The sequence below is a fragment of the Hazenella coriacea genome, from assembly GCF_004341825.1.
In the GTDB taxonomy this organism is placed as follows: domain Bacteria; phylum Bacillota; class Bacilli; order Thermoactinomycetales; family Thermoactinomycetaceae; genus Hazenella; species Hazenella coriacea.
Window position 1 is genome coordinate 214,002 of the sequence record NZ_SMAG01000001.1, and the last position, 12,242, is coordinate 226,243.

Here is a 12,242-nt window from a genome sequence, read left to right on the forward strand (position 1 = left end):
AAATAGCAAGAGCACTAAATCAATCCTTCTATACAAAAGTCTTCCCCAATCTGTGTAATCGTTACGTCGCGAAGCGAAATCGCATCTTTCATATAAAAAGGACTCTCTCCCTCAACAGAAGTAGGACTCAACTTACCACCAAGTAATTTCGGAGCGATAAAAGCGACTACTTTTTGCACCCTTCGCTCTTGAAGAAGAGAAGCATTGACTCTTCCACCTCCCTCTACCAATAATGACAAGATCCCTTGCTTTCCTAAATCTTGTAAAACAATGTCCAAATCCACCTGTGAACCAGCACCCGTTGATACAACTCGAACACCTTTCTCTTTGAGTTGTTGTTTAACCTGAGGATCATGTCGGTCAGTGGTATAGATCCAAGTCGCTGCTTTTTCCACATCTGTAATCGCTGCATCCAAAGGTGTACGTAACTGACTATCAATAATCACACGAATTGGATTCTTCCCGCCTGCTTCTAAACGTGTTGTTAACAAAGGATCATCCGCCAACACCGTCCCAACTCCGACCAAAATCGCATCAGAACTGCGTCGGAGTTCATGAACCTTCTCTCGTGCCTTCTCTCCAGTGATCCAACGACTGTCACCAACGGCTGTGGCAATTTTTCCATCTAAGGTCGTCGCCGTTTTTAAAGTAACCCATGGTTTCCCTGTTCGCCGATGATGAAAATAAGCTTCATTCATCTTGAAACATCGTTCCTCAAGCACACCTACGATGACTTCCAATCCTGCCTGCTTGAGCTGATCAATCCCACGCCCAGCTACCTTCTCATCAGGGTCAAGAGAACCAACAATCACTCGTTTGATTCCACTAGCAATGATTCTCTCTGTACAAGGTGGAGTGCGTCCATGATGATTACAGGGCTCCAAAGTGACATAAATAGTTGCTCCCACTGCATTTTTACCAGCCATATTTAAAGCATGTACTTCTGCATGGGGGGTTCCCGCTTTTAAATGAGCTCCTGAACCGACTAAGCAACCATCTCTTACAACAACTGCACCCACCATGGGATTAGGTGCAGTTTGCCCTTCTGCACTCTGAGCTAACTGACAAGCGAAAAGCATCCAGTCTTCGTGTGTTTTCATCTTCCTCTCCTTTCTCCACTCACATCCATATAAAAAAGCCCCAATCTTTATTAATCGGGGCTTGGTTATTCCAGGAAGAAGTTGAACTGTACCCTTAGCCAAACTTAAACAGCCATACGCAAATAAGCCTTATGCAAGCTTGTTTTAAAAACAAAGTGCCAAGGGTATAGATCCGAATCCATCCTTCTCCCATCCAGACTTTCACTGTCGGCTTCGGAGTTGCACCGAATCCACCGCTTACGCGGGTCACGGACTGAGGTCAAGCTTAAGCACTGACCATCACCGCCGGTCGGGATTTTCACCCAGCCCCGAAGGATGTTCACATATTCAATTATTTAGGCTCATCATCTAAAGGGTAATAAGAGAAGAACTTTTCCTATACCCGTAGATCATTTTTGAAGAAAACGATCTATGCTCTATGATGAAGACCTATTTTAAGTTGAGTATAACTGAACGCCAAAGCATTGTCGAGTTGAATCGATCTAGATCGTTATCGAATTAAATCCAGCCCTTTTCTTTCGCTGTACTAATCGCCTCGATCCGATTTTTCGCCTCGAGTTTTTGGATAATCTCAGACATATAATTCCGAACAGTACCCGAAGACAGAAAAAGTTGCTTTGCAATTTCCTTTGTTGTTTTACCTTCAGCAGCAATAGATAAGATCTCTTGTTCACGTGAAGTTAATGGGTTTTCATCGTGAATAATATCAAACATTAACTCAGGACAGAATGCACGCTTCCCTTTCATGACTTGGCGAATCGCTGCTGCCAGTTCCTCAATTGAACCATCTTTTAATAAGTAGCCCTGTACGCCAATTTTAATCGCCCGTTCAAAATAACCCGGACGTGCAAAAGTTGTTAAAATGATAACTTTACACTCAGGCAGGATTTCTTTCAATTCCTCTGCTACTTCTAACCCATTTTTAAGTGGCATTTCAATATCCATCAGACATAGATCCGGTTGTAATTTTTTAATGGAATCAAGTGCCTCTTGCCCGTTGATGGCCTGTCCGACGATTTCCATATCTTTTTCTAGATCGAGCAGAGCACCCAGTGCTCCAAGTAGCATTCGTTGATCTTCTGCGATAAATATTCGAATCATATAAAGGCACCCTCTTTCTGAACAATAGGGATCATAATCGCTAACAAAGTCCCATTTTGATTCGAGAGTTTACATGTTCCATCAATAAATGCTAATCGTTCACTGATGCCTTTTAAGCCATTACTATACAAACCCCTGTCACCAATCCCAATTCCATCATCCTTCACTTCCACATGTATGTGATCCTTGGATAGGAGGATTGTGACTGTACAATTTTTCGCTTGACTATGTTTGACGACATTGGTAATAGCCTCACGCAAACACATACCAATAATATTTTGAGTTAAAGGGGGGATCTCTGACAGATCGCTTTCCCCTTTATAGTTATAAGTGATATTAGCTGCTTTTAAAATCTCTTGGATCTGAATCAATTCCTCAGCAATCGTAATCGCACGCATATTAGATACCAGCTCGCGTACTTGTTTTAGAGCAGTTCGTGAGATTCGTTCGATTTCTTTGGCTTCGATCTCAGCCCGATTCGTATCACGAGAAATTAATTTTTCAACTAACTGACTTTTTAATGTAATGAGCGATAACGTATGACCCAACGTATCATGCAAGTCCCGAGCGATTCGCACTCTCTCTTCTCGCTTCACAAGCACTTTAATTTGCTCATTCGCTTGATCTAATTTCTCCTCAAGTTCCATCCGCTTGTTCATCGAGCGAATACCAAATGGAGACATGAACATGATCAGAAGAAATGGAAAAAAATAAATATATGTAAATGGTGAGGAGAATACCCCCCATCTAATCAATGGAATCAGTTCGATCAAGACAAGACAGACAAAGGCGATTTTAAATTTCCTCTTTTCTGACTCATCACTCCCATACCAACCGATAAAGTTTGCCGGAAAAAAGCCCATAAATAGCATATTAGGTTGATAAAAAAAACCAAAAATGAATACGATCAACATTTGAACCGCTAACCAATAGGAATAGGCTTGTTTTCCCATGGAGAAATATAATTGGCGGTAGGTAACAAGAAACATGAAAAGTATACCAAGACCGATCCCATTCTTGACATTGATCGGACTCACCAAAATATAAGCTGGCATAAATAAATAGACTAGAAATACGTAAGGCAATGCCCCAAATCTCTCAGGGAATATCCGAATGTTCATCTTTTCATTAATCACACCGCTTCTTGTTTTCTTCTAATATAGTTCGATACTACCATGAATAAGATGGAATAAGAGAATAAAATCAGAACACTTTTCCAACTAGGAAAATGTCCACGTACAATTTCCCAAGCCCCACTACCATAATGATAAGAAGGTAACCATTCACCAATATTTTGCATAATTTTAGGCATAATTTCTAATGGCATCCACATGCCACCCGCCACAGCTAACATCATATACAACACATTACTGACTGCAGCTGCTGTCTCCACCTTTTTCATGGTTCCAAAAAGAGTTCCTAATGCTAGAAACGGTATAGAACCGATTAAAATCCACAACCCACTAAGTAACCATTGTGAAAAGTTGAGTGATACACCATTAATCAGTGCACCCGCTGTAAAAATCACCAAAATAGACATTATATGAATCAATGTTTGCCCTACCATTTGTGCAATAAAATAGATCGTATTTGAAAGAGGGGTGACTCGCATATAGGTGGACCAACCGAGTGATCTCTCTTGCACCATACGAAGGCCTAGTGTCATAATCGAAGACCCCATCACGCTAAAAGAAGTCATCGACATTAAATAATGTGCTTGCCAGAGAGCTTGATCAGGTGCATTTGTATTGACTACCTTGGTAAAGATAAAGTAAAAAAAGATCGGCATCAAGAGGGACCAAAAAACAAAATATGGATTACGCAAGACTCTGATTATTTCAGCTTTACATTGCATGAACAACACTTTCATATTAAATAACCCCCTGTTGATTATTAGTCAGTTGTTCAAATGCCGCCTCTAATCTTCCCTGCTCAATTTGAATATCATAGGCACCCGTTTTTTCATTAAATAACCGTTCTAAGATCGCATCTGAATTATTGGTTTCAATGTAAAATCGACCATTTTTTTGCGTTACATTTTTAATCTCAGACCATCCTTTCAGCTGAGTTAACAGATGATCAGAATCTGCTTGAAAAGAGACAGTCCGTGTTAAAAAATTAGATTTGATTTCTGCTGGTGCTCCGTCAGCAATGATGTTGCCTTCCTTGAATAAAAGAATTCGATTGGCAATGTCATCGGCTTCTTGTAAATAGTGGGTAGAAAAAATAATCGTCTTTCCATGCTCCGTCAATTGTTGAATCGTTTCCCAAAAGCGCTTTCGTGAATTTAAGTCCATACCCACTGTAGGTTCATCTAAAACCAGCAAGTCTGGATTTCCCGCAAGCGCTAACGCAAAGCTCAACCGCCGCTTTTGACCACCAGAAAGCTTTTCCACTCGTGTTTTCAAATCTTGTTCATTTAATGCCGTCAAAGAGATCAACTCCTCTAATGAAAGAGGATCTGGATAATAGTGACGAACTAAATCTAATAATTCGTTCACTTTTAAACCATGCATCACATTGACATCCTGAAGCATGGTTCCTAACTTTTCCCGAACACTTCGCTCCTTAGGTTCGCGACTAAATACATGAATCTTTCCATGCGAAGGATTTAAAAGCCCCAAAATCATCGAAATGGTAGTTGTCTTTCCAGCACCATTCGGACCGAGGATCGCTACAATCTCTCCTGAATAAATGGTGAATGAAACACGATCAACTGCCTTTTTATCTTGAAAGGACTTTGACACGTTTTCTACCTTTATTACCTCTGTCATCTTCAGCACCTCCGTATATATCAATTAGTATATGATCCTGATGAATTCTGGTTTAGTAGAGAATGCCATAAAAAAAAATGACAAATGTCATCATTTGCTGAACCAATAGAAAGACCTACCTCATTGAAGAAGTAGGTCTTTGTTTAACTTAAAAACTATATATGTATAAACTTTTCCTCATCACCTATACTTTATCTTACTCACAACTATTTATCTCGCGCATTAACTGATGAATCTGCACAGATGCGTTTCCGATTCGTTCTTCCCAAAGCCCACCCACTTCAACATATGGAATCCTATACTCTTCAAGTTTCTCTTTGAATTTTCCATAAAATTCTTGCCTGCGGTCTTCCAAGTTTCGTTGTGGATCTGCTTCCCACGGAATGTCTGGCTTCATCAGAAGAGCAAGATGATAGCGCTCTGGTTGAATCAGAGACTTGATAAATGGGTCAACATGACCAAAAAATTCGTTGGCGTAAACTTCTGTTTCAATGGCACAGGTATCGCTAAAGGTGACATGGTGCCCATTCAACCAAGCATAATGCTCTTGTTCATAGTGACGCTTGGCGATAACAGTTAAATCCTCAGGAGTAAGGTGATCCATAACCTGATTTAGTTCAATATCAATGTATTCCCTCGCATATTCAGGAGTCCAGGTCGTATTCCAAATCTCTGCCAAGCGTTGAGCAAGTGTTGTTTTACCACAAGATTCAGGTCCCGTGATTAAGACTCTCTTCACATAGTAAGGCCGAACAATCTTGGGGATAAATTCCCAGTAATCATAAGGGCTTCGGCGAATCGCGCTTCCTGAGATTGGTACCTGCTCCCGTTTGATGTCAAAAATACAGGGCTCAGCCCCATCCATCTCTTCCGCCAAGCGGAGGATATAAGGCTCTGAACCAAAGACACGGTGTACTTTTTCGGGATGGAGATGTTTGAGCTCTTTTCGCCAAATATCCCAAAATCGATCGTCGTGTTCATCCTGCGGCTCTTGCGGCATCTCTCGATGTAACCATTGAATACGAGCATGCGGACACTGCTGACGGATCCAAGTCACTCGTTGTTCGCCCGAAATCGGTTCTTCATCCATCGAACAGACGACAATCGTTAATAGATCGCAATGGCTACTTGCATGTTCGAGTAATGTAACATGTCCTTGATGCATGGGCATAAACTTTCCGATTACCAAACCTCTTTTCATCGTTAAGCCACTCCCTGCTTTTCACCTATTATGTAGATATTCAACCAAGTTAAATATAATATCAGCTTTTAAACGACTTGTACAGATCTTCTTCCTTCTTCATTTTATATCCCTTTACTTTGGTTCAATGTTTTGGAAACACTAAAATCATGTAAAAAATCGAAGGGTTCCGCTAAGAATTGGCACAAACATTTTGCACGAAACATCGACTCCTAACATTTAAATGCTTGAATACTGTCACATTCAACCAATTATTTAACAAGATTCAACCATTCTTGGTATATTGGACAAGAGAGGTTATCTTTGATGGATCAATTAAAGGGGGATTCTTCTAGAAATGTTTAGTCAAGAAGTCACAGCAAAAATCAGAGAACAATCGAATCAGATGGATCAAACAGGTGTGATCTCTCACCAAATATTGGACTTTATTTACGAACAGAAGCTGTTTAAATTATTTGTCCCCGAAGAGCTTGGGGGAAGAATGACTCCTCTTCCAGAAGCTTTACGGTTATTTGCTGATGCCTCTAAGGTGGATGGTAATTTGGGGTGGACAGTTACCATTGGCTCAGGAGGTGGATTTTTCTCTGCTTTGATCGATCTGTCTGTGTGTACAAATCTATTTTCAAACCCAAAGGCAGTGATTGCTGGTAGCGGAACTCCATCAGGAGTTGCCAAGCGAGTAAATGGTGGGTATCAGGTGAGCGGACAATGGAGATATTGTAGCGGTGCTCCACATGCTACCTTTTTTACAGCTAACTGTTTGATTGAACTAGCAGACAAACCGAAACAACAATCGATCCGTTCCTTTATTTTTTTACCTGATCAAGTCAAAATCATTGAAGACTGGAGTGCCTTTGGTTTAAAAGCTACAGGTAGTCATTCGATTCAGGTGGAAGATATTTTTGTCCCTGATTCTATGACATTCGACCTTACCGAGCCCAATTCTTACTACAATCACCCTGTTTTTCAATATCCCTTTATTCCGTTTGCTGCAGCCTCTTTTGCCGCAGTGAGTATCGGAATCGGTAAGCACTTTTTTGAAGAAGCACAGCTTATTTTAAATGAGTGTAAAAACAAGTGGGAAACGGATCGGTGGGAGTTTGTGAATCAAAAGAAGAAACAACTGGAACAAGTATTCACCCGATCTGTAGAGGATTTCTACAAGATCATTGATACTTCTTGGGACAAGCATATCCAGCTACCACCACTTTCTGAGGAGGAACTGGATCAGATCAGTTACCAATGCAAGGAAACAGCACGAGTAGCTTTATCTAGTACTGATTCTCTGTTGCCTTATTTGGGGATGGGAGCTGTGATGGAACATACATCCATCAACCGAATATGGCGAGATCTACATACCGCCTGTCAACATGTCGTGTTGACTCCATTTTACGAAGTGGAAAAATAGACGATTTTAAACACAAAGAAGGGATTCCTTTTATATAGAAGAAATCCCTTCTTCATACTTCATTCAGGTGGAATATCTAGCGTCTCTTCACGAAGAACCAACACAACCTATTTATTATTCTCCTCCCATACTTTTAGAAAAGGAAACGGATTGATCGCTTCTTTGATGACAGGCCAACCTTTCACATAAATCCCTAGGTGTAGGTGTGGAGCGAATTGACCTGTAGTCCCCTCAGGTCCATATCCACTATCCCCGACGAAACCAATGATTTGCCCCTTTTTCACCACAGTGCCCTCTTCGATCTGATCAGCGTATTGACTCATATGAGCGTAATAGTAATAGATATGGGGATGTTCACGATCTTGAATCTGAAGCCGCCAACCGCCTAGACGATTCCATCCTTTACGAACTACTTCTCCATCTCCTACAGAAAGGATCGGTGTTCCTTTCGGAGCCATAAGATCTGTGCCTTCATGTTTTCTTTTTCCACCATACTCCCTACCATCTCCCCAACCGTCGGCATAAGTAACCTTGTCTCGATCTTCCGTATGAAACGGAAAAGCATAAGGTTCTCCTAGAGCTCCCGCTTCCCAAGCATAAAGATCTGCAAGTTCGATGATTTGTGTGACCTGTTCTTGTGAATAGATTTGTGAAAGAACCTGTGTCAAATGGCGTGTTGTTGGCTCTTTTCCAGCTAATTCTTGTTGAAGTTGATCAGCCTGTTTCTTTATGGTTTGTGGAGTTGCTTTTTCGTATTGGTTCGTCACTTCATCCATCGCTACAAGAATAGTCCAAGGGATCCCAGATTGTTCAGCTACCTTCACATAGACAGGTGCCAGTTTTCCGGGCACTCGAAAATCTTGAACTTCATGCAGTGGATAAGTTAAATAAGCCCAGTAGAGACCCACTCCAAGGAAAGTGAGTAATAAACTAAAAACTACCAATTTGCGCAAGAAAGCTGCCTCCCTAGGACTGTTTTTCATTCACCATCGATAGATCCATATTCAAACATCCAACTCATGACGATTCGTTGGATATGCTATTTTCCTTTATAAAGATACTTTTCTTGTAAATAAGCATTGCTTCCAAGATAATCTCAAACTTTTACAGCTATGCGAAACTGTTTACATCCATTGAGCAAGAGAATCAGTTCCGATTATAAAAGGCTTCCTTGAACTAAGAAGTAATGGAAAAGAATAACCACGCTTAGTTTATATCATTTCCAATTATCGGACAAGCAGGAAATAAAGTCTTTGGCATATAGAAATTGTCCGTAAACACCGGATTGGTGCTAATTCATTCATCATTAAGAAAAGACACCCTGCATGTTTCTTGGCTGAGGTGTCTTTTCTTAAGTCTAGATTTATTATGAAATAAGTTGCTGTTTTTCTGCCTTTTTAAAAAGATGTTCTAAAGTTTGAGTGATGAGAGATTCAGTGATTTTCAACGTCGTTTCACTATGCTTTGAAGCTTTTTGCAACTTTTTCTCCATCACCTCTAGAGAAACTTGAATCTGTTTGACTGAGATTTTGATCTGTAGATTAGTTTTAGGATCTTTACCAATCGCTTGAGTTAATTGTTTTTCTAACAAACGACTGACTTGCTTTGCTTCTAGTCCATCTACTGTGACAAGTTTGATCAAGTCTTGGGAAACTATCTGAAGCTCCTTTTTACCTGCTAAATAATCACTAAGTAGTTGGAGTTCCTGAATATCAGATGTCATGCGTGGTTTCACTTGGGAGACACCTTGAAATTGACTAGAAACCCCAGTCAACTCGATCATATCTCCATTTTGATAAGCAAATTTGTCAAATGTAAGACCTGTCCGATGATCAATCCGAACTTTCACCGATTCACCTGTCGCCTTTACAGTAGCATCAAATTCAAACGTTCCTTGTGTATTGACTTGCTTAAGGTTTTCGATGACAACTCCTTTTAATTGAACGAGTTGTCCTTCATTACTGAGGCCTACTTCGTTTGGACGAACCACTAATGGTGTTGGGACATCAGATTTCCCAGTTACTTGGATTCCACTAATATTTGTTAATTGAAATTCTCCATTAAATACAGCCGTTTTAGCGACGATCTGGACAACATCACCAATGACTACATCTAAATCCTTTTGGTGCACATAAGCACCAGAAGATGAATCCTGAATATAAAACCCTTTACTTCCCCATGCTCCGACCGGGGAGGTAACTACTCCCTCTACCATTACTTCAGTACCCACAGATACTTGACGAGCTTCAGCAAGAGTTACAGAGTTCAATTGACCATCGGTATAGCCCGCTTGTTGTGCAGTAGCTTCATCCCAGAAGAAAATACGCTTATCGACCGGAACCTTTTCCCATTCTTCAGGTTTGACATAAGTTTTTGTATCAGAATTCCCTACATACTTACTTAACCCTTTCTTGTCATCATTTGCACGGAAGAGGAAAGGAAGTTCCAATAATGGATTTTCAGGATTCCAAATTCCCAATTTTGCTTCTTTCGCTGACTTGACAGCTTCTTGATACTTAGGATAGTCCTCTTCATCAATCGGCCAAATAAAGTAAGTAACTGCATGCCCTTGCTTCACCATTTCAAGGTTGATATTGACTTGGTCTGATTTACGAATCACTTGCCCAAGTAAGCGACCATAATTATCTGTCGGTTCAGGTCCAACCTTGATGAGTACTTCATCTCCGGGTTTTATCAATGTGTTGATATATGATTTAGCCTTTTCTCCAAACTCCTTTTGGTTGCGATTAATCGTCGCACGGTTTGGATCTTTGTTGTGTGCTGCATAGGTTTCAGCTGTATCCATATTAACAAAACGAACTTTCGTTGTCCCCAGAACGGGTTTGCTCAGGTGAATCGTATCACCATCCACCACACTAGATACCACAGATGGATAGAGTCCCTCTGCGGAAGGGGGAGCTGGTTGGTTACTTAGTAGAGACAGATCCTTATCTTTACGGGGAATTAACTGATACGATGTATATTGACTAAGAATTGCAGTAATTTCATACCATTTCCCTTTTTGTAACTGAGATACATCCATAGACCCTTCCATCACACGTAACGTAGTCTCTTGGAAGTCAGCATCGATGAGTGAGATGTTGTATCCGCCACCCGCTGGTGCAGAAGGAATATTTTGTATAAATCCAGTTAATTGGACAAGTGAACCTTCTAGTGGTTCTGCTTTCTTAGCATCTTTTAAATCCGAAAGTTGAATCTTCTGAGGTGTTGGCAAAGGTTGTTGGTTAGCCAATACTTCAACTGTTCCTGGAGTGATTTCTGTCAAACCTTTATATTCAGTAATATTGCCTGTGACTCTTACTTGATCGCCTTCTTTTAATTGAGGATAGTTAGTGGGGCTTATGGCAAATAGATTGATTCCACCTGTTGCGTCTTGAATAAATGTAGACAACTTTCCACCCCCAATGGCTGAGTTGTCAGCAAGAACAACACCTTCCACAGTGACGGTCTGCCCTATTTTCAGTTTCGCTTGAGCAATGGAGAGAGTACTAGCTGATCCTACTTCAGCAGATACTCCCTGAGTGATGCCTACACAAGAGAAAAATAGCAGACAGATCAGAAAAATAGGGATTAGTTTTCTCACTCGTAATTGGAGCATGATATTCCTCCTAATTTTTTTGAAATATATGCGTTATTAATTATAACTCTACTTTTTTAAAAACGATATATGACTTTTTCAAATATTGTATGATTTAAATTAAATATTTTCTGGTATGTTCCTTATTGACAAGAGACCCATGTTAATTTCTAATAGTAGTTAAAAGAATAACTACTAAAATGGAGTGTTACATGGACAACATTTATAAGGAATTACAACGGTTAGGTTTTTCGCAGTATGAATGCAAAGCTTATGTAGGTCTTTTAAAACATTCACCTGTAACAGGATATGAAGTAAGTAAACGGACAGGTGTACCACGCTCCATGATCTATGAAGTGTTAGGTAAGTTATTAGACAAAGGAGCCATCTATACGGTCCCATCAGATCCAGTAAAATATTTACCTGTCCCTGCTAAAGACTTAATTGCTCGATTACGCCAAACATTTGAAGATTCGTTTGACTTTCTTGAAAAAGAATTATCTATGTTGGGAACAGAACCAGAGATTGATGTCATTTGGCGAATTCATAATGAGCAATTAGTCATTAACGAAATGCAAAACCTGATCCGCAAAGCCAAAAATGAATTATGGTTGTCTATTTGGGAAAGACAAGCCCCTTTGATCCGAGAACCAGTGGAGCAACAAGTCAAAAATGGTAAACAAGTATTTACAATCCTTTTTGGGGCACCCGACGTACAGCTTGGCTCCACCTATCATCATAACTACATGCCTCCAGAAGTAGTCGAAGAACGTATGGGTGGGCATTTAACGGTAGTGTCTCGTGATCATGAAGAGGTTCTAATCGCAAACTTCGATAACCATCACACAACATGGGCAGTAAAAACTAAAGATCCTGCTTTGGTGCTAGTAGCCACAGAATATATTAGACATGACATCATGATCGAAGAAATCACCAAAGAATTTGGCTCCGACAAACTAGATGCTTTATGGCGCAATAAACAAGATTTAATTCAAGTGGTAACAGGAAAGCGGTTCATGTTGAAATGAACCGTATTTTCTTATCGCTTTTATAGTAGTTA

General features: G+C 40.3%; 10 protein-coding genes and 1 riboswitch. Of the genes, 2 read left to right on the top strand and 8 right to left on the bottom strand.

All coding sequences use genetic code 11. The annotated features are described in order from the left end of the window. Positions 1–14: 14 nt before the first annotated feature. From ribD to EDD58_RS01065, 6 genes are all read right to left on the bottom strand, one after another. Positions 15–1,100 (bottom strand): bifunctional diaminohydroxyphosphoribosylaminopyrimidine deaminase/5-amino-6-(5-phosphoribosylamino)uracil reductase RibD, encoded by a 1,086-nt coding sequence (gene ribD, locus EDD58_RS01040; protein ID WP_131922985.1) that lies wholly within the window; start codon positions 1,098–1,100, stop codon positions 15–17. A gap of 177 nt (positions 1,101–1,277) precedes the next feature. Further along, a riboswitch (FMN riboswitch) is annotated at positions 1,278–1,420 on the bottom strand. 178 nt (positions 1,421–1,598) lie between these two features. Beyond that, positions 1,599–2,201: a response regulator transcription factor gene (locus EDD58_RS01045; RefSeq protein WP_131922986.1), complete on the bottom strand. Its 603-nt coding sequence runs from the start codon at positions 2,199–2,201 to the stop codon at positions 1,599–1,601. After that, positions 2,198–3,322, bottom strand: coding sequence for a sensor histidine kinase (locus tag EDD58_RS01050; protein ID WP_131922987.1), 1,125 nt, complete (start codon positions 3,320–3,322; stop codon positions 2,198–2,200). The genes EDD58_RS01045 and EDD58_RS01050 overlap by 4 nt, the downstream gene beginning before the upstream one ends. An 11-nt stretch (positions 3,323–3,333) precedes the next feature. Next, positions 3,334–4,071 carry an ABC transporter permease gene (locus EDD58_RS01055; protein WP_131922988.1) on the bottom strand — a complete coding sequence of 246 codons (738 nt, stop codon included), beginning with the start codon at positions 4,069–4,071 and terminating at the stop codon, positions 3,334–3,336. Between the two features lies 1 nt (position 4,072). Further along, positions 4,073–4,975 carry an ABC transporter ATP-binding protein gene (locus EDD58_RS01060; protein ID WP_131922989.1) on the bottom strand — a complete coding sequence of 301 codons (903 nt, stop codon included), beginning with the start codon at positions 4,973–4,975 and terminating at the stop codon, positions 4,073–4,075. 196 nt (positions 4,976–5,171) lie between these two features. Then, positions 5,172–6,176, bottom strand: coding sequence for an AAA family ATPase (locus EDD58_RS01065; RefSeq protein ID WP_131922990.1), 1,005 nt, complete (start codon positions 6,174–6,176; stop codon positions 5,172–5,174). 337 nt (positions 6,177–6,513) lie between these two features. Here EDD58_RS01065 and EDD58_RS01070 point away from each other — a divergent pair, with 337 nt between their 5' ends. Next, positions 6,514–7,584: an acyl-CoA dehydrogenase family protein gene (locus tag EDD58_RS01070; RefSeq protein ID WP_131922991.1), complete on the top strand. Its 1,071-nt coding sequence runs from the start codon at positions 6,514–6,516 to the stop codon at positions 7,582–7,584. 107 nt (positions 7,585–7,691) lie between these two features. Here the strand turns inward: EDD58_RS01070 and EDD58_RS15205 are convergent, their stop codons facing one another. Both EDD58_RS15205 and EDD58_RS01080 read right to left on the bottom strand, forming a co-directional pair. Then, positions 7,692–8,537, bottom strand: coding sequence for a M23 family metallopeptidase (locus EDD58_RS15205; RefSeq protein ID WP_165875733.1), 846 nt, complete (start codon positions 8,535–8,537; stop codon positions 7,692–7,694). Between the two features lie 413 nt (positions 8,538–8,950). Continuing rightward, positions 8,951–11,203 (bottom strand): thermonuclease family protein, encoded by a 2,253-nt coding sequence (locus tag EDD58_RS01080; RefSeq protein WP_131922993.1) that lies wholly within the window; start codon positions 11,201–11,203, stop codon positions 8,951–8,953. Between the two features lie 191 nt (positions 11,204–11,394). Between EDD58_RS01080 and EDD58_RS01085 the strand changes: the two genes are divergently transcribed. Then, positions 11,395–12,210: a TrmB family transcriptional regulator gene (locus EDD58_RS01085; RefSeq protein WP_131922994.1), complete on the top strand. Its 816-nt coding sequence runs from the start codon at positions 11,395–11,397 to the stop codon at positions 12,208–12,210. The last annotated feature ends 32 nt before the right edge of the window (positions 12,211–12,242 follow it).